At 64.5% G+C, this 24656-nt stretch carries 23 protein-coding genes; 12 read left to right on the top strand and 11 right to left on the bottom strand.

Annotated elements, in window-relative coordinates; genetic code table 11:
* Window positions 1-76: 76 nt before the first annotated feature.
* Window positions 77-967 (bottom strand): 23S rRNA (adenine(2030)-N(6))-methyltransferase RlmJ, encoded by an 891-nt coding sequence (locus CVS48_RS19735; protein WP_100855921.1) that lies wholly within the window; start codon window positions 965-967, stop codon window positions 77-79.
* A gap of 13 nt (window positions 968-980) precedes the next feature.
* Window positions 981-1730 (bottom strand): glycerophosphodiester phosphodiesterase, encoded by a 750-nt coding sequence (gene ugpQ / locus CVS48_RS19730; protein ID WP_100855920.1) that lies wholly within the window; start codon window positions 1728-1730, stop codon window positions 981-983.
* 328 nt (window positions 1731-2058) lie between these two features.
* On the opposite strand from ugpQ, the gene CVS48_RS19725 reads away from it, so the two are divergent.
* Window positions 2059-4023 carry a SurA N-terminal domain-containing protein gene (locus tag CVS48_RS19725; RefSeq protein WP_100855919.1) on the top strand — a complete coding sequence of 655 codons (1965 nt, stop codon included), beginning with the start codon at window positions 2059-2061 and terminating at the stop codon, window positions 4021-4023.
* A 30-nt stretch (window positions 4024-4053) separates the two neighbouring features.
* Here the strand turns inward: CVS48_RS19725 and CVS48_RS19720 are convergent, their stop codons facing one another.
* Window positions 4054-4704 (bottom strand): arylesterase, encoded by a 651-nt coding sequence (locus CVS48_RS19720; RefSeq protein WP_167401024.1) that lies wholly within the window; start codon window positions 4702-4704, stop codon window positions 4054-4056.
* On the opposite strand from CVS48_RS19720, the gene CVS48_RS19715 reads away from it, so the two are divergent.
* Window positions 4703-5380 carry an ABC transporter ATP-binding protein gene (locus tag CVS48_RS19715; RefSeq protein WP_050446919.1) on the top strand — a complete coding sequence of 226 codons (678 nt, stop codon included), beginning with the start codon at window positions 4703-4705 and terminating at the stop codon, window positions 5378-5380. The two genes, CVS48_RS19720 and CVS48_RS19715, sit on opposite strands and share 2 nt — an antisense overlap.
* Window positions 5381-5413: 33 nt before the next feature.
* Here the strand turns inward: CVS48_RS19715 and CVS48_RS19710 are convergent, their stop codons facing one another.
* The 3 genes from CVS48_RS19710 to CVS48_RS19700 are packed head-to-tail and all read right to left on the bottom strand — an operon-like array spanning window position 5414 to window position 9157.
* Complete coding sequence (locus tag CVS48_RS19710) at window positions 5414-6397, bottom strand: ABC transporter substrate-binding protein (protein ID WP_100855918.1); 984 nt, start codon at window positions 6395-6397, stop codon at window positions 5414-5416.
* Window positions 6398-6420: 23 nt separating this feature from the next.
* Window positions 6421-8067 (bottom strand): ABC transporter permease, encoded by a 1647-nt coding sequence (locus CVS48_RS19705; RefSeq protein WP_100855917.1) that lies wholly within the window; start codon window positions 8065-8067, stop codon window positions 6421-6423.
* Window positions 8068-8080: 13 nt separating this feature from the next.
* Window positions 8081-9157, bottom strand: coding sequence for an ABC transporter ATP-binding protein (locus CVS48_RS19700; RefSeq protein WP_100855916.1), 1077 nt, complete (start codon window positions 9155-9157; stop codon window positions 8081-8083).
* Between the two features lie 242 nt (window positions 9158-9399).
* Here CVS48_RS19700 and CVS48_RS19695 point away from each other — a divergent pair, with 242 nt between their 5' ends.
* The 3 genes from CVS48_RS19695 (at window position 9400) to CVS48_RS19685 (ending at window position 11547) form a co-directional block, all read left to right on the top strand.
* On the top strand, window positions 9400-10308 hold the full coding sequence (locus CVS48_RS19695; protein ID WP_100855915.1) for a LysR substrate-binding domain-containing protein: 909 nt from the start codon (window positions 9400-9402) through the stop codon (window positions 10306-10308).
* Window positions 10309-10320: 12 nt separating this feature from the next.
* Window positions 10321-11046: a phosphoserine phosphatase SerB gene (serB, locus tag CVS48_RS19690; protein WP_100855914.1), complete on the top strand. Its 726-nt coding sequence runs from the start codon at window positions 10321-10323 to the stop codon at window positions 11044-11046.
* Between the two features lie 195 nt (window positions 11047-11241).
* Window positions 11242-11547: a hypothetical protein gene (locus CVS48_RS19685; RefSeq protein WP_126376321.1), complete on the top strand. Its 306-nt coding sequence runs from the start codon at window positions 11242-11244 to the stop codon at window positions 11545-11547.
* A 69-nt stretch (window positions 11548-11616) separates the two neighbouring features.
* On the opposite strand, the gene fabV is transcribed toward CVS48_RS19685, so the two are convergent.
* On the bottom strand, window positions 11617-12807 hold the full coding sequence (gene fabV / locus CVS48_RS19680; RefSeq protein ID WP_100855912.1) for an enoyl-ACP reductase FabV: 1191 nt from the start codon (window positions 12805-12807) through the stop codon (window positions 11617-11619).
* Window positions 12808-12948: 141 nt separating this feature from the next.
* The gene (locus CVS48_RS19675; RefSeq protein WP_100855911.1) at window positions 12949-13908 is read right to left on the bottom strand and encodes a DMT family transporter; all 960 of its coding nucleotides are present in this window, start codon (window positions 13906-13908) and stop codon (window positions 12949-12951) included.
* 67 nt (window positions 13909-13975) lie between these two features.
* On the opposite strand from CVS48_RS19675, the gene CVS48_RS19670 reads away from it, so the two are divergent.
* The 7 genes from CVS48_RS19670 (at window position 13976) to CVS48_RS19640 (ending at window position 21379) form a co-directional block, all read left to right on the top strand.
* Complete coding sequence (locus CVS48_RS19670; RefSeq protein ID WP_100855910.1) at window positions 13976-14881, top strand: LysR family transcriptional regulator; 906 nt, start codon at window positions 13976-13978, stop codon at window positions 14879-14881.
* A gap of 412 nt (window positions 14882-15293) precedes the next feature.
* Window positions 15294-16340, top strand: coding sequence for a TRAP transporter substrate-binding protein (locus tag CVS48_RS19665; protein WP_100855909.1), 1047 nt, complete (start codon window positions 15294-15296; stop codon window positions 16338-16340).
* 82 nt (window positions 16341-16422) lie between these two features.
* Window positions 16423-17043, top strand: coding sequence for a TRAP transporter small permease subunit (locus CVS48_RS19660; RefSeq protein WP_100855908.1), 621 nt, complete (start codon window positions 16423-16425; stop codon window positions 17041-17043).
* Window positions 17040-18323 carry a TRAP transporter large permease gene (locus CVS48_RS19655; RefSeq protein ID WP_100855907.1) on the top strand — a complete coding sequence of 428 codons (1284 nt, stop codon included), beginning with the start codon at window positions 17040-17042 and terminating at the stop codon, window positions 18321-18323. The genes CVS48_RS19660 and CVS48_RS19655 overlap by 4 nt, the downstream gene beginning before the upstream one ends.
* 72 nt (window positions 18324-18395) lie before the next feature.
* Window positions 18396-19079: a DUF2848 domain-containing protein gene (locus CVS48_RS19650; protein ID WP_100855906.1), complete on the top strand. Its 684-nt coding sequence runs from the start codon at window positions 18396-18398 to the stop codon at window positions 19077-19079.
* 104 nt (window positions 19080-19183) lie between these two features.
* Window positions 19184-20533: an amidase gene (locus CVS48_RS19645; protein ID WP_100855905.1), complete on the top strand. Its 1350-nt coding sequence runs from the start codon at window positions 19184-19186 to the stop codon at window positions 20531-20533.
* Window positions 20534-20572: 39 nt separating this feature from the next.
* On the top strand, window positions 20573-21379 hold the full coding sequence (locus CVS48_RS19640) for a putative hydro-lyase (RefSeq protein WP_100855904.1): 807 nt from the start codon (window positions 20573-20575) through the stop codon (window positions 21377-21379).
* Between the two features lie 54 nt (window positions 21380-21433).
* On the opposite strand, the gene CVS48_RS19635 is transcribed toward CVS48_RS19640, so the two are convergent.
* From CVS48_RS19635 to CVS48_RS19625, 3 genes are all read right to left on the bottom strand, one after another.
* Complete coding sequence (locus CVS48_RS19635) at window positions 21434-22507, bottom strand: porin (RefSeq protein ID WP_100855903.1); 1074 nt, start codon at window positions 22505-22507, stop codon at window positions 21434-21436.
* A gap of 348 nt (window positions 22508-22855) precedes the next feature.
* Window positions 22856-24157, bottom strand: a complete 1302-nt coding sequence (locus tag CVS48_RS19630; RefSeq protein ID WP_100855902.1) for a TRAP transporter large permease — start codon at window positions 24155-24157, stop codon at window positions 22856-22858.
* Window positions 24150-24650: a TRAP transporter small permease gene (locus CVS48_RS19625; protein WP_100855901.1), complete on the bottom strand. Its 501-nt coding sequence runs from the start codon at window positions 24648-24650 to the stop codon at window positions 24150-24152. Before CVS48_RS19625 ends, CVS48_RS19630 begins: the two co-directional genes overlap by 8 nt.
* Between the last annotated feature and the right edge of the window lie 6 nt (window positions 24651-24656).

Genomic DNA, 24656 nt, shown 5'->3' with positions numbered 1-24656 from the left:
TAGGCGGCTGCGGCGCCCCGATAAAAAATGGCCCGATCCATCAGGATCGGGCCATTGTCTTTGATGCGTGGCGCCCTTAGTCGTCCGACTGCTTCTTCGGCACCGGGAATGGGTTTTCGCGGTATTGCAGAGTGAAGCCGGCGCGTTCGTCCTCGCCCAGTTCGCGGGCGAGGTAGGGCATGGCTTGCTTCAAGCCTTCGTGCAGGGTCCACGGCGGGTTGATCAGGAACATGCCGCTGCCGTGCAGGCCGTAGCCGTCGATGGTAGCCTTCTTGACGGTCAGCGTGGCGTGCAGCCAGCTCTTGACCTTCAAGTTTTCAAAATGGCGCGCCATTTCGCTGGCCTCGCGGCGTTGTACCAGCGGGTACCAGATGGCGATGGTGCCGGTGGCGAAGCGCTTCACGCATTCCTTGACGGTAATCAGCGTGCGGCGATAGTCGTGCTTGTCTTCGTACGACGGGTCGATCAGCACCATGCCCCGGCGCGTGGGCGGCGGCAGCAGGGCCTTCACGCCCTCGAAGCCGTCGTCGCCGTAGATAGTGGTCTGGCGCTGCGCCGTGCGGCCCTGGTGTTCCAGGTTGACGACCAGGGTGTCGATCTCGGTCGGGTGCATTTCGAACAGGCGCAGGCGGTCGGACGGGCGCATCACGTCCAGCGCCAGCCACGGCGAACCGGGATAGCGCTTCAGGCGGCCATTGGTGTTGTAGTCGCGGATGCGTGCAACGTAGTCGGCCAACAGCGGGGGCAGATCCTTGGCGTCCCACAGGCGGCCGATGCCGCCCTCGAATTCGGACGTCTTGTTTGCCCAGTCGCTCTCCAGGTTGTAGAGGCCGGCGCCGGCGTGGGTGTCCACGACCCAATAGGGCGCGTCTTTTTTGTTGAAGTAGTCCAGGGTGTGGACCAGGATGGCGTGCTTGAGCACGTCGGCGTGATTGCCGGCGTGGAAGGCGTGGCGGTAACTGAACACGGGGCGTTCTGCCTCAGGCGGCGGGCCGGATGGCGGCCAGCTCGTCGGTGAAAATGCCGTCGATGCCCCAGTCCAGCAGCAAGCGGGCGCGTTCGGGGTCATTGACGGTCCAGGCCGCGATCCGATAGCCGGCGGCATGCACGGCATCGATCAGTTCGCGGGTTGCGTCTTGTTGGTTGATGTTTAGCGCCACGCACTTGTACTTGGCAAGGCGTTCGCACCAGTCGGCGGGTACCTTTTCCACCAGCAGGGCGCGCGGCAATTCGGGGGCGGCTTCCAGCGCCGCTTGCAGGGCTTCTTCGGCAAATGAGGACAGCAGTGGAGGCGTGCCGGCGTCTTGCCACAGTTGCTTGCAGGCCAGCGCCACGGCGGCGCCGGTTTCGGCTTCGCGGCCGGGGCAGGGCTTGATCTCGACGTTGCTGGCGATGTGGTTGGCAACCGTGTAACGGGCCACGGCGGCCAGGGTGGGCAGCGGTTCACCGGCGTAAGCGGCCGAGTGCCAGGCCCCGAAGTCCAGTTGCGCCAGTTCCGCGTAGGGCTTGGCGGCCGCCGGGCCCGTGCCGTTGGAGGTGCGGTCGACGTTGTCGTCGTGCATCAGCACCAGCACGTTGTCGCGGCTGAGTTTCACGTCGTATTCGAACATCGTGAACCCGTGCGCGGCGCCCACGCGCATGGCGGCCAAGGTGTTCTCCGGCGCCAATCGACCGCCGCCGCGGTGCGCGATGTAACGGGAATAGGGCCAGGAGGGGAGTTCTGCGGTCATTTTGGTGTTGCTTGGGGTTCTTGGGGACAGGGTTGCAAGGATACTCCTTCTTGGCAGCCGATTCCCGGGGCTTCAGCCTCCGCCCCAGGGCAATTGGCAGCCTGGGCGCGCGGCAGAGGGCTGATTGGCCCGGTGGGGCGCAAGGGGGCGGGCGACCCGGAATAATCTGAAGAGAATCTAAAGGCCCCATGCGAGTGAGAAATGCTAAAATCCGCCCGCTGATCCGGTATTGACCGGTATGGGAATGGGGCGAATCCAGTTCGCCCTTTTTTTTGCGTTTTCGTGCGGCTTCGGGTGGACACCCCCGGAGCGCGGCAACAGGGATTCCATGTTCGAATTAATTCGCAGCCATCGGCGCTGGATGCAGCTCATCCTGCTGCTTCTGATTGTGCCGTCCTTCTTCCTCGTCGGAATTCAAGGCTATGACAGCTTCATGCGCCAAGAGCCTGAGTTGGCGACGGTCGCCGGCCAGCCGATTTCGCGCGCCGAGTTTGATCAGGCGCATCGCGACCAACTGGCGCAGATACAGCAACGCCAGGGCGCTCGCTTCGACCCCGCCGTCGTTGACACGCCCGCCTTGCGCGAAAACCTGCTGAACCAGCTGATCAACCAACGACTGCTGGCCAACGTTGCCGTCGACAACCGCTTCACGGTGTCCGACGAAACGCTGCGCAACACCATCGCCGCCATTCCCCAGTTCCAGGACAACGGCCGCTTCTCGCCCGAACGCTATCGCCAGGTGCTGGTGGCGCAAGGCATGTCGCCGACCTCGTTTGAAGCTGGCTTGCGCCGTGACCTGGCCGTTGGCCGCGTGCTGGACCCCGTGGGCGGTTCCGCCGGCGCGCCCGCCGAAGTCGTCGCCTCGCTGGAAACGGCGTTGACGCAGCAGCGCACCGTGCAACTGCGCCGTTTCGCGGCTGAAGACTATCGCTCGCAAGTGACCGTGTCGCCCGCCGACATCCAGTCCTGGTACGACGCCAACAAGCAGCAACTGCAGATTCCCGAACAGGTTCAAGTGCAATACCTGGTGCTGGATGAAGCCGCCGCCACGCAGGGCATCCAGGTCAAGGACGAAGACCTGGCGTCCTACTACGAGCAAAACAAGAACCGCTTTGGTCAACCCGAGCGCCGCCGCGCCAGCCACATCATGATTGAATTGGCCCCTGGCGCGTCGGAAGAGGCCCGCAAGGCCGCTCGCGCCAAGGCCGAAGACCTGGCCAAGCAGGCGGCTGCCGACCCGGCCAAGTTCGCCGAACTGGCCACCAAGAATTCGCAAGACTCGGGTTCGGCCGCCAAGGGCGGTGATCTGGGCTGGCTGGCGCCGGGCATGTTGACCGGTCCGCTGGAAAAGGCCATCTTCAGCCAAGCCAAGGACCAGGTGTCGGGTGTTGTCGAAAGCCCGTCGGGCCTGCACATCATCAAGGTCACCGAGATCCAGCCCGCTGCCATCAAGCCGCTGGCCGAGGTCAAGGACCAGATCACCGGCGAAGTGCGCAAGCAGCTTGCCGCCGTGCATTTCTCGGAAATGGCCAGCCAGTTGAACAAGCAGGTCTATGACCAGCGCGACAGCCTGCAACCCGCCGCGGATGCCGTGGGCCTGAAGCTGCGTACCGCCTCGGGCGTGACCCGCGAAGGTCTCTTGCCCGCCGACAAGGCAGGCCCGGGTTCCGCCGCCGACAGCCCCGACGCCGAACTGCTGGACAACCCGCGCGTGCGCCAGATTCTGTTCTCGCCCGACGTGCTGCGCGAAAAGCAGAACTCCGGCGTCATTGAGCTGTCGCCCGCCGTCATGATGGCCGTGCGCGTCGCCAATCTGGAACCGGCCCATGTGCCGCCCCTGGACAAGGTCAGCGATTCGATTCGTTCGCGCTTGATCCAAGAGCGTTCTGCAGAAGCCGCCAAGAAGGCCGGCGAAGCGGCGCTGGCGGCCGACAAGGCCAACCCGTCCGCCGCACCGGAAGGCTTCGCGCCCGCCGTGGTGGTCTCGCGCCAGGACCCCAAGGATCTGCCGCAACCCGTCGTGGACGCCGCGATGCGCCTGCCTTCGACGCCGTTGCCGGGCTATGTCGGTGTTCAGTCGGGTGACGACTACACGCTGGTTCGCCTGGAAAAGGTTGAAGCCGGTACGGTTGACGAGGCTGCCAAGGCCCGCCTGGCGCAGCAGTTGTCGGGCGGCCTGGGTCAGGCCGAAATCGAAGCAATGCTGAAGATGCTGCGTGAACAGTACAAGGTGCAAGTACTGCCCGGCGCCGCTGACGTCATTCGCGGCGATCAGCCGCAGGCAGAGGGCTGATCCGCCCTTAGACCTGCCCTTAGACCCGCCCTAGTTCAGCAATGGCCGCAGCGTCGGCCATACGTTGTCCAGCAGTTGGGGCTGGGCATCCTCGTTAGGATGGATGCCGTCAGCCTGGAACATCGCCCGGTTCGTTGCAATACCTTCCATCAGGAAGGGCACGAGCCGGGCTTTTTCGTCTTTGGCGACCGTGGAAAACAGTTGGGCGAAGCGCTGCGAGTAATCGCGGCCATAGTTGGGCGGAATCTGCATGCCCACGATCAGCACTTCCGCCTTGGCCTGCTTGGCGGCCTGCGTCATGGCGCGCAGGTTTTGCTCGGTCATCGACAATGGCAAGCCGCGCAATGCATCATTGGCGCCCAGTTCCAGCACGACCACGGCGGGTGCGTGCTGGCGCAGCAGCGCCGGCAGGCGCGCTATGCCGCCGCTGGTGGTGTCGCCGCTGATGCTGGCATTGACGACCTGGTACTTGGGGTATTGTTCGGAAACCCGAGCGGACAGCAAGGGCACCCAACCCGTGCCGCGCTTGATGCCGTATTCGGCGGACAGGCTGTCGCCCACCACCAGCAAGGTGCGCGATGCGGAACCCTCGGCCGTCGGGGCGGTCTGAGCGTGGGCGGGAAGGGCCACGACGGCAATCGCCAAGGCGGACGTTAGATGCAGAAGGGAAAATAGGCGCATGGATAGCAAGAATTCGATCGAGGTGAAAGGGCTGGGCAAGCGGGTAGCCGATGCCGGCGGGACGCTGTCTATCCTGGAAGGAATTGATTTTACGGTGCAGGCCGGCAGCGCCGTCGCCATCACCGGAAGCTCCGGTTCGGGCAAGTCCACGTTGTTGGGACTATTGGCCGGGCTGGATGTTCCCAGCGTGGGCAGCGTGCATCTGGCCGGGCAGGACCTGTTCGCCCTGGATGAAGACGGCCGCGCGCGCTTGCGCGCCAATCATGTGGGCTTCGTGTTCCAGTCGTTTCAGTTGCTGCCCAACCTGACGGCGCTGGAAAACGTGATGCTGCCGCTGGAACTGGCCGGGCAATCCGCGCGCGAGGCCGCGCAGGCCATGCTTGAGCGCGTGGGACTGGGTGCGCGCCTGCATCATTACCCCCGCACCTTGTCGGGCGGCGAGCAGCAGCGGGTGTCGCTGGCGCGCGCCTTTGTGGTGCAGCCCGACCTGTTGTTCGCCGATGAGCCCACCGGCAGCCTGGATGCCGCCACCGGCGTCACCGTCATCGACCTGATGTTCGACCTGCACCGCGAGCACGGCACCACGCTGGTGCTGGTGACCCACGATCCGCAGTTGGCGGCCCGATGCGGCCGTCAGCTTGTGCTGGCCGCGGGCCGGATGGTGCAGGGCGACTGATACGCCCCGAGCCGGCCGGCCCCGGCCCCGTTCTTACTTCGCCTTGGCCACCGCCTGGTTCCAGGCCGCCACCACCGATTCATAGTCGGTGGCGGCCGCTTCCTGGCTGACGGGGAAGATCTTGATGGTCTTCAGGTCGGGCAGGGTGGTCAGGCTGGCCACGGCCACGTCGGTGCGCGTGGGCCGGCGAAAGTTCTTCACCAACTGCGCTTCCTGCGATTCCTTGCTCAAGAGGCCGTCGTACAGGGCTTTTGCCGCGTCCAGGTTCTTGGCGCCCTTGATGATGAACATGCCTTCCGGCGCCAGGTAGCTGCCTTCGGTCGGATAGACGAGCTTGATTTCCTTTTGCCCGCCGGCCACATATTCCTGCGCGGCGTATTCCAGCGTCATGCCCACGGCGTACTCCCCCGCGGCCACGCCCTTGTAGGTGGTGCCCGACGACGCGGTGACCACGGCGTTGGCCGCGATCTTGTCCAGGCCGGCCTGTCCGAATTGCTTGTACAGGCCGTACACCAGCATGTACGCCGTGCCGCTCTTGGACGGATCGGTAATGGCGAACTTGTTCTTCCATTGGGGCTGCATCAGGTCCGACCAGGTGGCGGGCGCGGGCAGGCCCTTCAACTGGCGTTCGTTGACCATCATCACCATCACGTGCACGTTCGTGCCCACCCACAGGTCGTCGGGGCCACGGAATTCGGCGGGAATCTTGTCCAGGTCGGCGGGGCGATAGGGCTGCAATTGCTGGCGGTAGGCGCCCAGCGTCCCAAAGCCGCCGCTCCAGAAAAGATCACCGCGCGGATTCTGCGATTCGGCCTCGATGCGCTTCATCATCGTGCCGGTGCCGCCCGTGACGGGCTGCACGTTCAGCTTGGGGTTCGCCTTCTTCACGGCATCCAGCGCGGTCTCGATGGTTTCCGTGTTGTTCGACGAATAGAGCACGACGTTTTGCGCGTGCGCGGCGCCGGCGGCCAGGGAGGCGGCCAAAACGCTGGTCTGGATCAGGTGCTTGAGTTGCATGGAGAGCCTTTGGGTCGAGGGGGTTATTTGCCGGAGAACAGCTTGATGCGGAACGTCTTGACCGACACGATGATGGGCAGCACGATCACCGTGACCAGCGCCGCGCCATAGGCCGACGCCATGCCCAGCCTGCCGCCGTCAACCTGACGGAAGATGGCGATGGGCATGGTTTCCAGGCCGCCGCTGTAGGCCACGATGGAGGCCGACAGCTCGGATATCGTCGTCAGCCACATCAGGATCGCGGCCGAGATGATCGACGCCTTCATGGCGGGCAGGATCACCTTGAAAAACGTCATCAGGGGCGACACGCCCAGGCTGATCGACGCTTCCTCGATCGAGTCCGGAATGTTGAATAGCACCGACGATGCATTGCGCACCGCGAAGGGCAGGCGGCGCACCGTGTAGCACAGCACCATGATCCCGGAGGTTCCCGCCAGCACCAGCCAGCCCGTGTTGAAGGTCTGCACCAGCGCAATGCCCAGCACCGTGCCGGAAATGGTCAGCGGCAGCACGACGATGTAGTCCAGCACCTGCGTGAACGCGTTGCGCTTCTTGATGGTCAGATAACTGACCAGCACCGCGAAGGCCACGCCCAGCATGGTGGCCAACGAGGCGAACTTCAGTGAATTCAAAATGGGTTCGGGCGCGCCATGCACGGCGCGTTGCATGCTGGCCAGCGACCACTGGCCCCATTGCATGACGGGCCCGCTGGTCTTGGTGAAGGCGGCGATGAAGACGATGATGAGCGGCAGCATCGACACCAGGATCACCAGCCCCACGCCACCCGCATACAACACCGCCGTCCACGAACGCACCCGCACCGCGGCCGGGGCGCGGCCTTGCGTCATCGTGTAGACCTTGCGTTCCACAACGCGCTTCTGAATGAACAGCACGATGGCGACGATGGCGATCGACACCACCGACATGGCGCTTTGCAGCGTGGGGCTGCCGCCCATTTCGCTGACGAAGGTGTTGTACGTCATGACCGACAGCAGCGGCACGCGGCTGCCCAGCAGCATCGCCAGCGCAAAGTTGCCGACCACCAGCGTGAACACCACCAGCGCGTTCACCAGCACCGCCGGCAGCAGCACCGGCACCAGCACGCGCAAGCGGGTCAGCAAGGGCGGCGTGCCCAGGCTGAGTCCGGCTTCTTCCAACTGGCCATCAAAGCCGCGCAGCGCGGCCAGCACGCCAAGATAAATGTAGGTGTAGTAGACGAGCGTCATGGAAAACACCATGCCCGTCCAGCCGTAGAAGGACGGCAGCGAGATGCCCACGTCGCCCAGCAGGTTGGTCAACAGGCCGTTGTTGCCCAACAGCAGCAGCCAGGACTGGCCCACGATGATTTCCGGAATCACGATGGTCAGTACCGGCAGTATCGCCACCAGGTTCTTCAAGGGGAAGTCGTAGCGCGCCACCAGATAGGCGAACGGCACGCCCACCAGCACGGTGCAGGTGGTCACCGCCAGGCCCAGGATGAGCGTGTTGCCGAAGGCCTCCAGGTATTGGGAATCGGCCAGCAAGGCCTTGAAGCCTTCCAGGGAAAAGCCACCGTCCTGGCCCGTGACGCTGTTGCCGAACAGCACGCCCAGCGGATACAGCACGAAGAACAGCAGCAGGACCAGGCAGATTGCGGTCAGGATGCCCCAGGGCCACCATTTGATTTTCATGGCGGGCGCGTCCTCAGGCGTTCACGACGCGGCTGTCGGCGGGGATCAGCACCTGCACGGCTTGCCCGGGCTGGAACTGCGCCACCATATTGCCGGCGTGCAGCTCGACGCGGATCTCAGTGCCGTTGTCCAGCGCGATGCGGTACGCGGTCTTGAAGCCCAGGTACTGGCGGCGCAGCACCTTGCCGGGCAGGGTGTTGGGAACGTAGGGCGCGGGCGCCATCAGCGCCAGCTCTTCCGGGCGGGCAATCAACACGCCGCTGGCGTCCAGTTGCGCGCTGCCCTGTACGCCGTCAAAACGCAGGCCACACAATTCGTAGCGCACGTGTCCTTCCGGCGCGCCCGCCAGGCCGGTCTGCGCCGGCACCGGGATCACGTTGGCCGAACCGATGAAGTCCGCCACGTAGGCGTTGACCGGCGTGCCGTAGAGTTCCTCGGGCGTGCCCAGTTGCGCGATATTGCCGTGGTCCATGATCGCGATGCGGTCCGACATCGCCAGCGCTTCTTCCTGGTCGTGCGTGACGAAGACGGTCGTGATGCCGGCCTCGCGCACCAGATCCAGAATGACGTCGCGCATCTGCAAGCGCATCTTGGCGTCCAGGTTGGAGAGCGGTTCATCCATCAGCAGCACGCGCGGCCGAATCACCAGCGCGCGGGCCAAGGCCACGCGCTGGCGTTGGCCGCCGCTCATCTGGGCGGGGTAGCGGTCGGCCAATGAGAGCAGCCCGACCTTGTCCAGCGCTTCGTTGGCGCGCCGCGTGGTTTCTGCGCGAGCCACGCCGCGCGCACGCAGGCCATAGGCCACGTTGTCGAAGGCGCTCTTGTCGGGGAACAGCGCATAGTCCTGGAACACCATGCCGATGTCGCGGCGGTGCGCGGAAACATGGGTGACGTCGTCCTGGTCGAACAGGAGCCGGCCGCCGTCGGGCGCGTAAAAGCCTGCTATACAGCGTAGCAAGGTGGTCTTGCCGCAGCCGCTGGGACCCAGCAGCGTGTAGAACGCGCCGTCGGGAATGTGCAGCGACAAATTGCGCAACACCTGCTGTCCGCCAAAAGTCTTGGCGATGCCGTCTACCGTGATCGATGCCATAGTCCGTTCCTGCTTGGGTTCACGGCATCATAGGAACGCACCCGGCTAGCGACCAGCAGTGTTTTTTAAGGCATGGCGTTAGATTTTCTAAGAGGTCGCCGCCGCCACTATCCCCTAGAATGCGGCAGAACAGCGCAGGCGTGGCCATGGCCGCGCCGCCAATAATTAGACGACAAGGGTAAACGTGGGAAAGAGCAGCACAGCCTTGCGCCTGGCCGGCGCCTGGGCGGGCGACCGCTGAAATGGCCGGGCAGAGCCTGCCGCCGTTGAAAGCGCTGCGCGTGTTCGAAGCCGCGGCGCGCTTGCGCAGCTTCACGGCCGCCGCCGATGAACTCAGCATCACGCACAGCGCGGTCAGCCAGCAAATACGCATTCTTGAAGAGTATGTGGGGCAGCCGCTGTTTGCGCGCGAGGCGCGTGGCGTGGCGCTGCTGCCCTGCGCGCAGGCGTATTTTCCCGAAGTGCAGGCCAGCCTGGAACGCATCGCCGTCGCCACGGCCAAGCTGAAATCACCCGCCCACGGCGGCGTGCTGCGCGTGTGCGCCACGCCCTCGTTGACCATGAAGTGGCTGATCCCGCGCCTGTCGACCTTCCAGGCGCTGCATCCTGGTGTAGACGTGCAACTGAGCACGCAGGCGCGCCCCTTCCTGGACCGGGGCGGCGACCCCGGCAGCGACGTGCTGATCCGGCATGGCTTCATGGCGCATTCCGACCTGGCTTGCGTGCATTGCCTGGACGACTTCCACGTGCCCGTCGCGTCGCCGCGCTTCATCGACCGCAACCGGCTGAACACGCCCGCCGACTGCCTGGGCCATCCGCTCTTGAAGATCTCTGGCGGCATGGACCATTGGCCGCGCTGGTTTGCGCTGGCCAAGGTGGACGTGCCGGCGCAATTGCCCGGGCCCGTGTTCGACCACCAGTTCCTGTGCATGCAGGCGGCCATGAACGACCTCGGCATCGCGCTGGCGCCCTGGTGCCTGCTGGAAGACGACATCCGCGCCGATCGCCTGCGCCCCTTGTTTCCCCACCCGCACCTGCCCAACGCCGGCATCCATGCGATGTATCGGCAGGATGGCCCGGCCTCGGCATCCGCCCAATTGTTCATCAACTGGCTGTGCGCACAGCGTTCCAGCTTGCCCATCCCCGCCTAGACAAGGATTGCCATGCTTTATTCGTCCACAGTTCCTGGCTTGCACTGGCGCGGCATCACGCCGCCGCTGGCCTTGTCGGACTACAAGGTCATTGCGTTCGATATGGATTCGACGCTGATCTCTATCGAGACGCTGGATGAAATGGCCGATCTGATGGGCAAGAAAGCCGAAGTGGCGGCGCTGACGGAAGCCGCCATGCGCGGTGACCTCATCGACTACAAGCAAAGCCTGCGCGACCGCGTGGCGTTATTGGCCGGCATGCCCGAAACCTTGCTGGATACGGTCTATGACGAACGTGTGCGCATCAATCCCGGCGCCGAAACCCTGATTGCCGCTTGCAAGGCGGCGGGTCTGACCTGCCTGTTGGTGACGGGCGGCTTTACCTGCTTTACGGACCGCCTGCGTCAGCGTCTGGGGCTGGACGACGTGCGCGCCAACGTGCTGGAGGTGTTTGACGGACGCCTCACGGGCAAGCTTGTACCGCAGCCTTGGGGCGATATTTGCGACGGCGAGGAAAAGCGACGCAAATTGGCAGAGGTGTGCGCGCAGCGCGGCGTGGGGCTGGATCGGGCGATTGCCGTGGGTGACGGTGCGAACGACTTGCCAATGATGCGCGCCGCGGGCTTGTCGGTCGGCTATCGGGCCAAGGCGGTCGTGCGCCAAACCGTCAATGTGGTGATCGATGAGGGGGGCTTGGATAGGCTTTTGGAATTGATCTTGACGATAAACGCGAAATAAGCGGCGTTTTTAGACTTAATGCAGATTGATACGATAAATGCTTCAGAGTAGTCTGATTAGCAACCGAGACATGGAATTCGCCAAGGCGCCTGCATAACAGCGCTTTGACGCCGCCCTGATGCCACGGCGATGTCGAGGGAATGCAGTTTGGCGGGCAAGCCTGCGCGCCAGACGTTGCCACGCTCTGGAGCCGCCATGACTATTCGTCGTTCAGCGCTTGTCCTTTCCCTAGCTGCCTTGCTGACCCCGATGACGGTCAGTGCCGCCGGCGGCATCATCCGGTTTTCCGGCTCGATCGTGGAACCCGCTCGCTGCCAGGCCAGCCGCGTTCCCACTGCGGGGCAGGGCGCGCATCAGGTCAGTTGTGCGCCCGCGCCCGGCAGGCAGCCGGTAACCAGTGAAAGTATCGTCAAGGTCAGTACGAAGGCGCTGCGGCCCTTGCCCGGCGGACCTGGCGGCGTGGCCGTGCCGCATCGTTTGGTGACGTTGGATTATCTATGACGCCCTGCGCGGCCGGGCTTGCCCGGCGCGCAGGCCGCAGGAGGCGATCAAACCGCGATCAACCCGCGATCAAACGAGGCCGCGAATATCCACGGCCGGATCCACATCGGCGTCGTAATCCACCCCATCGATCTCGAACCCGAACAGGCGCAGGAATTCCTGTTTGTAGCCCGCGAAGTCGGTCAGTTGGTAGATGTTGTCGCTGGTGACCTGGGTCCATAGCGCCTGCACCTGCGCCTGCACCTTCGGATCCAGTTCCTTGTAGTCGGCGCGCAGGCGGCCCTGCTCATCCAGGATGGGCGTGTCGCTGCACAGGCTGTCCTTGTACAGACCGTACACCTGCTCGATGCAGCCTTCGTGCGTGCCTTCCGCCTTCATGATCTTGAACAGCAGCGACAGGTACAGCGGCATCATCGGAATGGCCGAGCTGGCCTGGGTGACCACGGCTTTCAGCACCGACACGCGGGCGTCGCCGCCGCGCGCGGCCAGCTTGGTGCGAATGTCCAGCACCTTCTCGTCCAGGTCCTTCTTGGCCGCGCCGATCGACCCGTTCCAATAGATGTCGTGCGTGATCTTTTCGCCCAGGTAGGTGAAGGCCGTCGTCGTGGCGCCTTCAGCCAGCACGCCGGCATCCAGCAGCGCGTCGATCCACATCTGCCAGTCTTCACCGCCCATGACGGCCACGGTGGCGTCGATCTCGGCTTGCGTGGCCGGCTCCAGCACGGACTCCTTGACCACTTCGCGGTCGGTGTCCAGGCCGCGCAGGTTGACCGCGTTGCCGATGGGCTTGAGCGTGGAGTTGAACACCTGGCCCGTCTTGGGGTGGGTGCGGCGCGGGGCGGCCAGGCTGTAGATGACCTGGTCCACCTGGCCCATGCCAGCCTTGATGGCGGCAATGGTCTTTTGCTTGATCTCGTCAGAGAAGGCGTCGCCGTTGATGCTGGTGGCGGTCAGGCCCTGGGCTTGTGCCGCCTTGTGGAAGGCGGCGGTGTTGTACCAGCCCGGCGTGCCAGCCTTGGCGGCGTCGGCGGGGCGTTCGAAAAACACGCCCAAGGTTTCCGCGCCACAGCCGAAGGCCGCGCTGATGCGGGCGGCCAGGCCGTAGCCGGTTGACGCGCCCAGCACCAACACGCGTTTCGGGCCCCCGGCGATGGGGCCTTGCGCCCGAACGTAGTCGATCTGCTTGTTGACGTTGGCTTCGCAGCCAACGGGATGGGTGGTGACGCAGATAAAGCCGCGCACACGGGGCTTGATGACCATGAAGACCTCGCTCGGGGAAATGCCGGATGCTGGAAGCTCAAGCGCGAAAGCGCAAAAAGCGACCAGCATTGTACGGGAGCCGCTCCGCGCGCGCCGCGTACGCGTCCCGCCGTGGGTTCAGATGCGGATTGCGCCGTCGATCTAGCGGACAGCAGCCCTGGCGGCTGCCGCACTGATGGCCAGGCTGCGGCGCCATTCGATCAAGCCGATGCCGATGCCGCTGGCGCAGATGATGGCGATGCCCAGCCAGGTCAGCGGGTCCGGGAAATGGCCATAGACCAGCCAGCCCACGGACGTGGCGCTGATGATCTGTAAATAAATGAAGGGCGCCAGCGTGGACGCCGGGGCTCGCCGGTACGCGGCGATCTGAAACAGATGGCCCACCCCGCCAGTCAGGCCGGTCGAGATCAGCAAGAGCCAATCGAACCCGGAAAGCCCCTGCAAGACCGGCAGCGCCGCGGGCAGCACGAAGGGCAGCGTTACCGTCAGGCAGGCGGTGCCCACCGCGCCGCTCCAGATCAGCGATGTAAACGGATCATCGCCCGCGACCCGCCGCGTGGCGATGAATTGCGCGGCAAAGCAACAGGCCGTCAGCAGCCCGAAAATGGTGCCGACCGGGTGCAAGCCGCCGCCGGGGCGGATCACGATGATGACGCCGATAAACGCAATGCCCGCCGCCACGAAGCGCGACATGCGGGCGGGCTCTTTCAGGACCCAGGGCGCCACCGACAACACCAGCAAGGGCGCCAGGAAGTTGATGGCCGTGGCCTCGGCTTGCGGGATGTAGCTGAGCGTCGTGAAGAACATCAGCGTGGCCAGGAACATGGAGCCGCCGCGGATCAGTTGTTCGCGCGGCTTGTTGCTGCGCAGCACACGAAGCCCGCGCGTCGGCAACACCAGCGCCAGCACCAGGATCAGGTGCACCACATAACGGAACCACGACAGCACCAGCAGCGGCACCCCCGCATTCATGACCCATTTTCCGCTGGCGTCCAGACAGGAAAGCGTCCACATCGAAAGCACCAGCAGCAAGATGCCGACGAGCGGGCCGCGCGAAGCGGGCGCGGGGGCTTGTGGGCGACCTGGATCGGCCGGTGACATGGACGGGCTCCTGATGAGGAAATGGGCGGCTGCCATGATACGCTCATCGCGCCGGGGGAACAGGCCAATGATCGAACTACGTAACGTCGAAACTTTTTTTTGGGTCGCCACGCTGGGCAGCTTTCGCGCTGCCTCAGACAAGCTCAACACCACGCAGCCCGCCGTGTCGCAGCGCATCGCCTCGCTTGAGGCGGACCTGGGGGTGCGGCTCTTCGAGCGCGACGCGCGCGGCGTCAAGCTCACCGCCAAGGGCCACGAACTGCTGTCGCATGCCGAGCGCATGCTGCAAGTGCGGCGCGATATGTTCGAGGCCGCGCGCGAACAGAACGTGATGACCGGCACCGTGCGCATCGGCGTGGCCGAGACCATCGTGCAGACCTGGCTGCCCACGCTGATCGAACTGATCCATTCGACCTACCCGGCGTTGGTGCTGGAGATCGAGGTGGACACCACCCATGTGCTGCGCCCACACCTGATGTCGCGCCAGATCGACCTGGCCTTCCTGATGGGGCCCGTGCTTGAGGCCCGTGTTGAAAACCTGGCGCTGTGCAGCTATCCACTTGCCTGGGTGGCCAGCCCCACGCTGGACCTCGGCCCCGAGCCGCTGACGCTTGAGCGCATCGGCAAGCTGCCCATCATCACGTACCCGTCCAACAGCTCGCCGTACCGTGTGGTGCGCGACATGCTGACGCGCGCCGGCGTGGCCTCGCCGCGCATGTATGGCAGTGCCTCCATGTCCATGGTGGTGCGGATGACGCAGGACGGCATCGGCACCAGCGTGATCGCGCCGGTGTTCCTGGGCAAGGAACTGGCGCGCGGCGAGCTGCGCATCCTGCGCGTGCAGGCCGACCCCTTGCCCGAGTTGAGCTTCACCGCAAGCTGGGTGCAGGGGCCGGACAGCCACGCGGTCAGGGTGATTGCGCAGATGGCGCAAAAGGTCGCGGCGCAGGCCGGGAACGGAATTCCTATCTAGGTGTTTTCCCCTGGTCAGGGGCCGACACAGGGCGGCCAGGGGTATCGTCAGCTATGCGCAGCCTTGCCTGCCACCGCCGGCAACACCGCGCCAGGCCGTCATTTGCGTGAATTCCGTCCGCGCCGTCGGGCGAGACCCAAGAAATATTTATACCCCCACATCGCAACTTACGATTGGACGCTTCCCGCCGTGGCGGATGCAATGGCGAGACATCAAAAATGCAACGCCTGGATACACAGTGCGGGGGAAAAGCATGAATAGTCACTCGATCCAATTGCAGACCCTGGCGCCACGTCCTCGGCCACGCGCAGCGCGCGTTCATCGCGCCTGACCACCTGAACCCAAACCGCACGTGATCGGGGTAACGGGATCCCGCGTGCGCAGACCATCCCGCCAGCCAGGAGTTTTGTCCATGAAGAAGTCTCTTGTTTTCGCCGCCGTCGCCGCCAGTTTGCTGACCGGCGCCGTTCACGCGCAGGACCTGCCCAAAACCCAGTTGAAGGTCGTGGGAGGCCTGTCCAACCTGACCGCCTATAACGACTACGAAAAGCCGTTCTGGACGAAGACCATTCCCGAGCTGTCCAAGGGCCAGGTCACGGCCGAAATCAAGGGCTTCAACGAAATGGGCCTGAAGGGTCCCGAGTTGCTGCGCTTGATGTCGCAAGGCGTGATTGAATTCGGCACCGCCACGCTGTCGTACTTCGCCAGCGACAACCCCATCAACGAAGCCATCGACCTGGCCGGCCTGGCGCCTGACGTCAAGACCGCCCGCGCCGTGACCGACGCCTTCGAACCCGTCTACGCCAAGCTCTACGGCGAAGGCAACAACGTCAAGCTGCTGGGCATTTCGACCTATCCGGCGCAAGTGCTGTTCTGCAACGCCGAGATCAAGGGCCTGGCCGACATCAAGGGCAAGAAGGTCCGCACCAGCAGCCGCACCACGGCTGAATTCGTCGAAGCGCTGGGCGGTTCCAGCGTGACGATGGCGTTCGGTGAAGTGGTTCCGGCCCTGCAGAACAAGGTGGTCGATTGCGCCATCACCGGTTCGCTGTCGGGCTACTCGGCCAAGTGGTACGAAGTGTCCACGCACCTGGTCGCGCTGCCGATCAACTGGAACCAGCAGATCCACGCCGTCAACCAGAAGGCCTGGGACAAGCTGGACCCCGCCGTTCGTACGTTCCTGCAAACCAACGTGAAGACGCTGGTCGACAACATCTGGGACGCCGCCGCGCGCCAGACGCAGGAAGGCTACGACTGCAACACGGGCGCCGCTGCCTGCCCGTTCCCGGTCAAGGGCAAGATGGTTCTGGTTCAGCCGTCCGACGCTGACCGCGCGCTGCTGAAAAAGGTTGCCCAGGAAGCCGTGCTGCCCAAGTGGGCCGCCCGTTGCTCGGCACAGTGCGTGAAGGACTACAACGCCACCATCGGCAAGACGCTGGGCTTGACCGCCAGCAAGTAAGCGCTGGGCAGCGCCGCCGCATCGCGCGGCGGCGCGTTTTCCCGCCAGTCATACCGGGCGCATGCCCGCAGAGGTGCTATCCATGACCCAAACCGAAAACTTCCGCCTGCTGGGCGGCCTGTTGCGGCGCGCCGAGAGCTTGTCGCGCGTCGCCGTCTGGGCCGGCGGCGCGTTGACGGTGGCCAGCGTGCTGCTGATCTCCTTCGACGTGCTGGCCCGCAAATTCCTGGGCTTTACCACCGGTGGCGCCGACGAGCTCTCCAGCTACGCCTTCGCCATCAGCACGTCCTGGGCCTTGGCCTTCGCCACCTTGCAGCGCGCCAACGTGCGCGTTGACGTGCTCTACCAATATTTGCCGGTGCGCCTGTCGGCCGTGCTGGATTGGATTTCCATGGTGGCGATGGCCGTCTTCATGGTGTTCCTGACGTACTACGCCTACGACGTGGTGCAAACCTCGTGGGCGCAGAAATCCGCGGCCAACACGCCGCTGGCCACGCCCTTGTGGATCCCGCAGGGCTTGTGGCTGCTGGGCCTGGCCTGGATGTGCATCACCGTCGCACTGATGCTGACGCGCGCATCGGCCGCGCTGGTCACCGGCGATATCGAACTGGTCAAGCAGATCTGCGGCGTTCGTTCGGCGCAGGAAGAAGCCGAAGAAGAAGCCGCCGCCGGCGAGCGCATGGTGAAGGGAGAAGCGGCATGATTTCCACCGCATTGACGTTGTTGCTGGTGCTGATCGGCCTGTCCATTCCGGTGGGCGCGGCGCTTGGCGTGCTGGGCCTGATCCTGGACCCGCTGTTCTCGATGCTGCCGCTGTCGCGCGCCATCGGTGAAATTTCCTGGAGCTCGAACAACGAGTTCCTGCTGGTGGCTATTCCGCTGTTCATCATGCTGGGCGAAGTGCTGCTGCGCGCGGGTTTCGCCGAACGCATGTACGGCGCGATGAGCCTGTGGTTGTCGTGGCTGCCGGGCGGTTTGATGCACGCCAACATCGGCGCCTCCACCTTGTTCTCGGCCACGTCCGGTTCCAGCGTGGCCACCGCGGCCACCGTGGGTACCGTCGCCATTCCGCAGATTCGCAAGTACGGCTACAACGAGCCGCTGTTCCTGGGCAGTCTGGCCGCGGGCGGCACGCTGGGCATCTTGATTCCGCCGTCGATCAACCTGGTCATCTATGGCGTGCTGACGAATTCGTCGGTGCCCAAGCTTTATCTGGCCGGCATCATTCCCGGCTTCGCGATGGCCGCGTTGTTCATGCTGATGATTGTCATTGCGTGCGTCGCCAAGCCGTCCTGGGGCGGCAAGAAGATCCACGCGAGCTGGGGCCAACGCCTGGCCAGCCTGGTGCACCTGGCGCCGCCCATGGGCATCTTCTTCCTGGTGGTCGGTTCCATCTACGCGGGGCTGGCCACGCCGACGGAGGCCGCCGCGCTGGGCGTGCTGGGCGCGTTCATCCTGGCTGCCTGGTTCCGCCGCCTGAGCTGGACGATGCTGCGCGAAGTGATGGAAGGCACGATGCGGTCCACGGCGATGATCATGCTGATCGTCATCGCGGCCAGCTTCCTGAACTTCGTCATGTCGGCCACCGGCCTGACCGATGCATTGACCAAGTCGATCACCGGCCTGGGCTTGTCGCCCGGCTGGATGCTGCTGATTGTGGTGATCTTCTACCTGGTGCTGGGCTGCTTCATGGAAACGCTGTCCATGATGATCACGACCATCCCCATCGTGGCGCCCATCATGATTGCGCTGGGATACGACCCGATCTGGCTGGGCATCGTCATCATCATCCTGGTCGAAGCCGCGCTGATCACGCCGCCCGTGGGCCTGAACCTGTTCGTGGTGCAAAGCCTGCGCAAGAGTGGCTCCATGGGTGCCGTCATTGTCGGCAGCCTGCCGTTTGTCGCCGCGATGTTCGTGATGCTGGCATTGCTGGCGTTCTGGCCCGACATCGCGCTGTGGCTGCCGCGCGCCTTTGGTTGATTGCTTGTTTGAACCGGGTGCGGCCCGTGGGTGGCCGCACCGTTTTCCACCCGTTATTTCCGCAGGACTGATATGAAAGCCGTATTCAACATCGACGACGCCAATCCCCGCCAGGTGGAAGTGGACTTCAACACCCTGATCGTGGCCGGCTGGGCCGGACGCGACATGGCCGCCATTGAGCACCACATCGAAGAGCTGGCCGCCATCGGCGTGCCGCGCCCGACCAGCGTGCCGCTGTACTACCGCATTGCCGACAACCAACTGACCCAGGCCACGCAAGTGCAGGCCGTGGGCGAAGATTCGTCGGGCGAAGTGGAAACCTTCGTGTTCGCCGTGGATGGCGAGATGTACGTCAGCATCGCGTCCGACCATACCGACCGCAAGCTGGAGACCGTCAGCGTCGCCATGTCCAAGCAGGTCTGCGTCAAGCCCGTGGCGACCGTCGCCTGGCGCCTGGCCGACGTGGCGGACTACTGGGACGAACTGGTCATCCGCTCTTACATCGTCGAAAACGGCGAAAAGGTGCTGTACCAGGAAGGCCCGCTGTCCACGCTGCGCACGCCGCAGGACCTGATCGCCGGCTACACCGGCGGCGCGGCCGTGCTGCCGCAAGGCGCGGGCATGACCTGCGGCACGGTGGGCGCCATCGGCGGCATCCGCGCCGCCGCCGACTTCACCATGGAACTGTTCGACCCGCGCCGCCAGCGCACGATCAGCCACCGCTATCATGTTGAATCGCTGCCCGTGGTGGCCTGATTCCGGTTCCTGATGTGATGGGATCGCATTGAACGCCAGGCGCGCCTTTTCTCAAGGTTGCGCCTGTCCGCACTTTTACGCCGCAAGTCGGCACGAGGACAAAGATGGTTTCGACCTTGAATGAACTGACCTTGGCCCTGGGTGAAGGCCGTACCACGTCGGTCGCCCTGACCGAACTGGCGCTGGCACGCGCCCAGGATGCGGCGGGCGAGGGCGCGCGCGTGTTCACCAAGCTGTATGCCGAATCGGCGCTGGCCCAGGCCCGCGCTTCCGACACGCTGCGCGCAGCCGGCATCGTGCGCTCGGCCGTGGAAGGCCTGCCGATCAGCATCAAGGACCTGTTCGACATCGAAGGCGAAACCACCATGGCCGGCTCCGTCGCGCGCGAAGGCGAGCCCGCGGCCGACGCCAACGCCGAAGTCGTGCAGCGCCTGATCGCCGCCGGTGCTGTCATCATCGGCCGCACCAACATGACCGAATTCGCCTATTCGGGCCTGGGCATTAACCCGCACTATGGCACCCCGTTGAACCCGTATGACCGTGGCACCGGCCGCATTCCGGGCGGTTCTTCCTCGGGCGCGGCGGTGTCGGTTGCCGACGGCATGGCGGTTGCCGGCATTGGATCCGACACCGGTGGTTCGGTACGCATTCCGGCCGCGCTGTGCGGCCTGACGGGCTTCAAGCCCAGCGCGTGGCGCGTGTCCATGACGGGCGTGCTGCCGCTGTCGGTCAACCTGGATTCCATCGGCCCCATCGCGGGCAGCGTGCGCTGCTGCGCCGAGCTGGACGCCATCCTGTCCGGCGACGGCGGCCCGGTGCCCGAGGCCATGGCGCTGCGCGGCCTGCGCCTGGCCGTGCCGACCACGCTGGCGCTGGACGCCATGGAAAAGCACGTGGCCGACAGCTTTGCCGCTGCCGTGGCCAAGCTGAAGGAAGCGGGCGCGCTGGTCGAGGAAATTGCCATTCCCGAATTCGCCGAATTGGGCAACATCAATAGCAAGGGCGGCTTCACGGCGGCCGAAGCCTGGGCCTGGCACCGCGACCTTATCGCGCGCGCCGGCAAGCGCTACGACCCGCGCGTGGTGTCGCGCATCATGCGCGGCCAGGACATGAGCGCCGCCGACTACCTGGACCTGCTGGACGCGCGCGAAGCCTGGGTGGCCGCCGTGGACCACCGCATTGCCGGCTACGACGCGCTCATCATGCCCACCACGCCCATCGTGGCGCCGGCGGTGGCGGACCTGGTGGCTTCCGACGAGGCCTATTACGCGGCCAACGGCCTGATCCTGCGCAACCCCACGTTGATCAACTTCCTGGACGGTTGCGCGCTGTCCCTGCCGTGCCATGCGCCGGGCATGGCGCCCGTGGGCTTGATGATCTCCGGCAGCAATGGCGCCGACCGCCGCATCCTGGCCGTTGGTCTGGCGGTTGAAGCGCTGCTGGCAGGGCGTTGATCGCCAAGCGGCTCACAACCCGCATCAAGAGGAATTGTCATGTCGCCCGTCGACGTAGTACGCAATAGTGTCGAACTGGCCCGCCAGGCCCGGCTGGACGCCCGCAGTGGGCGCCTGACCGGCCCCACGGCCAACCTGGCGCCGGGGCACGTGCAGGCCAACCTGGCCATCCTGCCGCGCGCGCTGGCCGCCGAGTTCCTGCATTTCTGCCAGCGCAACCCCAAGCCTTGCCCCTTGCTGGCCATGTCCGAGCCCGGCAACCCCGCGTTGCCGGAACTGGGGGCAGATATCGACATCCGCACCGATATCCCGCGCTACCGTGTCTGGAAAAACGGCGAGCTGGTGGCCGAACCCACCGACGTGCGTGATATCTGGCGCGATGATCTCGTGTCGTTCCTGATCGGATGCTCGTTTTCGTTCGAAGAAGCCATGTTGGACAACGGCTTGCCGGTGCGCCACATCGAGCAGGGCTGCAACGTGCCCATGTACCGCACCAACATCCCCACGAATCCGGCCGGCTCGTTCAGCGGCCCCTTGGTGGTGTCCATGCGCCCTTTGAAGGCGGCTGACGCCATCCGCGCCATCCAGGTGACGTCGCGCTTTCCGTCCGTGCATGGCGCGCCGGTGCACATCGGCGACCCCGCATTGATCGGCATCGCGGACATCAACCGGCCGGATTACGGCGACGCGGTTGAGATCCGCCCCGGCGAAATGCCGGTGTTCTGGGCTTGCGGCGTCACGCCGCAGTCGGTGGTGTCGTCGGTGCGGCCGGAGTTCTGCATCACGCATGCGCCGGGGCATATGCTGGTGACCGACCTGGTCAACAGCCGAATGGCCATGCTGTAAAAAAAAGACCCATCACGACAACGCGATGGGTCTTTTTTTGGGGAACGCCAGGTTTTAGAAAATGTGGCGGAAGCCCACGGCCGCGCCCACCTGGTGGTTCTTGCCGGCAATTTCGTTGGTGGCGGCGTTGCTGACCTTGTTCCAGTCCACGGTGCCGTAGACCTGCGAACGCTTGGACAGCGCGTATTCCGCCACGGCCACCAGCGCATAGCGCTTGCCCTTGTCGCCGTCTTCAACCACGTTCTTGCTTTGGTCGTAGTAGCCGGCGCCGGTAATGGCCCAACGCGGCGTGGCTTGCCAGGTGACGCCGGCGAAGTAGCCGTTGTCCTTGCGGTCCAGGCCGGCGGTGGTGGTGGCGCCGCCCATGACGGCATTGACCCAGCCGGTTTCGTCGCGGCCGTTGAAGTAGCCGACGAACACCTTGGCGCTGTCGAACTGGTAGGACGCGTTCAAGTTCCAGACGCGTTGGCGCAGATCGGAATCCAGGCCGTCGTAGGTCTGCTGATACGCCGCGCCCAGGCCCAGCTTGCCGACCATGTAGCGCAGGCTGGCGCCGTATTGCTGGCCGGCCTTGCGGTCTTCCCAGCTTTCGCCGTTGGCCCACGACAACGCCAATGACAGGTCGCCAATGGTGTTTGAGTACTTGGTCATGTTGTTGGTGCGCACGCGCGACATCGCGGCGGGCAACCAGGCGTTTTGATCGTAGTTGCCCACGGTCAGCGGGTCGAAGTGGTCGGCCAGCAGGTCGAACATCGGCGTGTTCTGCAAGCCCAAGGTCAGTTGGCCAATGTTGCCGCCATCCAGGCCCACGTAGGCCAGGCGGCCAAACGTCTTGCCCGTGGCCGACGAATTGCCGTTCTGCATGTTGAAGCCGTTTTCCAGGCGGAAGAAGGCGCGGTTGCCATTGCCCAGGTCTTCCGAACCACGCAGGCCCCAACGGCTGTTCGAGATGGCGCCGTTTTCCATCGACACACGGCTGCCGTCCTGGCCAACGCTGCCGGCGCTGGTGCTCAGGTAGCGGATGCTGACGTCAGCGATACCGTACAGGGTGACGCTGGTTTCCGCCGAAGCGGCGCCGGCGGCCAGGCCCAGGCCTGCTGCGGCCAGCGTTAGGGTGATGCGTTTCATTTGAGACTCCTCCTGTGTAGCTGATTTGTTTTGATTGCGTCCGGCTTGTGGCCGGAGATGTTGCGCCGGAAGGGTCGTCCGACGTTGGGCTCTTGCACCGACGCTTTGGATTCAGCGCGGGTCCGGAGCAGTGGCCCAATGGCGTAGGCGAAAAGGCTGCGCCAACTTGGTGCAGCCGTTTGACGCCAGGGGATTCTAAGAAAATTGGCGCTGCTGTAGTGCCCAATTGGATTTGGCGTTTTCCCTGGTTTACAGAACGCGGAAAGCAGAAAAGGGAGCGCGCGGGCGAAAAAAAAACCGGCCGCCTGAAGCGACCGGTTTTGCGTGCAGCCCTAAGGCGTCACAGCGTCACAGCGTCATGTGCAGAGGTAGCCACGTCGCGATGCCGGGGACGAAATACAGCAACAGCACCGCCACGATCATCAGCAAGAACATCGGCATCGAGGCCCGCGCAATGTAGGGCAGTTCGCGCCCGCTCATGCCGGACAGCACGAACAGGTTGAAGCCTACCGGCGGCGTGATCTGTGCCATTTCCACCACGAACACGATGAAGATGCCGAACCAGATCAGGTCGATGCCCGCGGCCTGGACCGTGGGCAGCAGCACGCCCATGGTCAGCACCACGATCGAAATGCCGTCCAGGAAGCAACCCAGCACCACGAAGAACACCATCAGCGCCATGATCAGGCCGAATTGCGACAAGCCCAGCCCGCCGATCCATTCGGCCAGCGCGCGCGGCAGGCCGATATAGCCCATCGCCAGCGTCAGGAACTGCGCGCCCGCCAGAATTAGCGCAATCATGCAGTACAGCCGGGTGGCGCCCAGCAGCGATTGCTTGAAGGTTGACCGGTTCAACGAGCCTTGCAGTGCCGACAGGATCAACGCGCCCACCACGCCCACCGCCGCCGCTTCCGTGGCGGTGGCAATGCCGCTGTAAATGGAGCCCAGCACGGCCCCGATCAGCACCATGACGGGGATAAGATGCCGCGATTGCGACAGCTTCTGCATGAACGACATGCCGGGATCCGCCTTCGGCACTTGGCCGGGATTGCGTATTGCCCACAAAGCGATGTAGCCCATGAACAGCAAGGCCAACAGCGCCCCGGGGAAGATGCCCGCGATGAAGAGCTTGGCGATCGACACGTCGGCCGCCACGCCGTACACGATCATGATGATGGACGGTGGAATCAACAGGCCCAGCGTGCCCGCGCCCGACAGCGTGCCCAGGATCTTGTCCTCGGGATAACCACGGCGCGTCAGTTCGGGAATGGTCATCTTGCCGACGGTGGCGCAGGTGGCGGCAGACGACCCCGACACGGCGGCAAAAATCGCGCAACCGATCACGTTCGTGTGCAGCAGCCTTCCCGGCAAGCGGTTCAGCCACGGCGCCAATCCCTTGAACAGGTCTTCGGACAGCCGGGTGCGGAACAGGATTTCGCCCATCCACAGAAACAAGGGCAGGGCGGTCAGCGTCCAACTGGACGACGCACCCCAGATGGTGACGGCCATGGCGTCGCCCGCCGGGCGGCTGGAGAAGATCTCCATGCCGATCCACGCCGTACCCGCCAGCGTCAGGCCGACCCAGACCCCGCAACCCAAGAGCACGAAGATCGAAACGACCAATAGGGTAATGACAAGAAGTTCATTCATGGGTTTGCTGCGAGGTAGCGGCGGCCACGCCGCGTGAACGACGGACCAGTTCGTCGACAAGGGCGACCAGGAACAAGACCGTGCCCACCGCCATGCTGATCTGGGGAATCCAGAGCGGCGTGGCGTCGTTGGACGTAGAGATGTCGTTGTACAGCCAGGAGTCGTACGTCAGCTTGATGCTGAAGAAGGCAAAGGCCGAAGCCAGTAGCGAACCCACGGCCAATGCAAAAATATCCAGCCGGCGGCTGCCGGCCGGCGCCAGCGAATTCAGCAACAGCGTCACACGGATGTGTTCGCCGTGCTTGAACGTGCTGGCCAACGCCAGAAAACCCGCCGCGGCCATGAAGTAGCCTGCGTACGCATCGGTACCCGGAATGTTCAAGCCGAGCTGGCGGGCGATGATCGCCGCCAGCACCGACACCAGGACGCCGATCGTGCACAAGCCGGCCAACAGGCCGGCCGCGCCGTAAAGACCATCTAAAAAGCGGCGCATGGAAAT

It is taken from the genome of Achromobacter spanius, assembly GCF_002812705.1.
Taxonomy (GTDB): domain Bacteria; phylum Pseudomonadota; class Gammaproteobacteria; order Burkholderiales; family Burkholderiaceae_B; genus Achromobacter; species Achromobacter spanius.
Note: the sequence above shows the minus strand (reverse complement) of the source record. Positions and strands in the feature narration are given on the sequence as shown.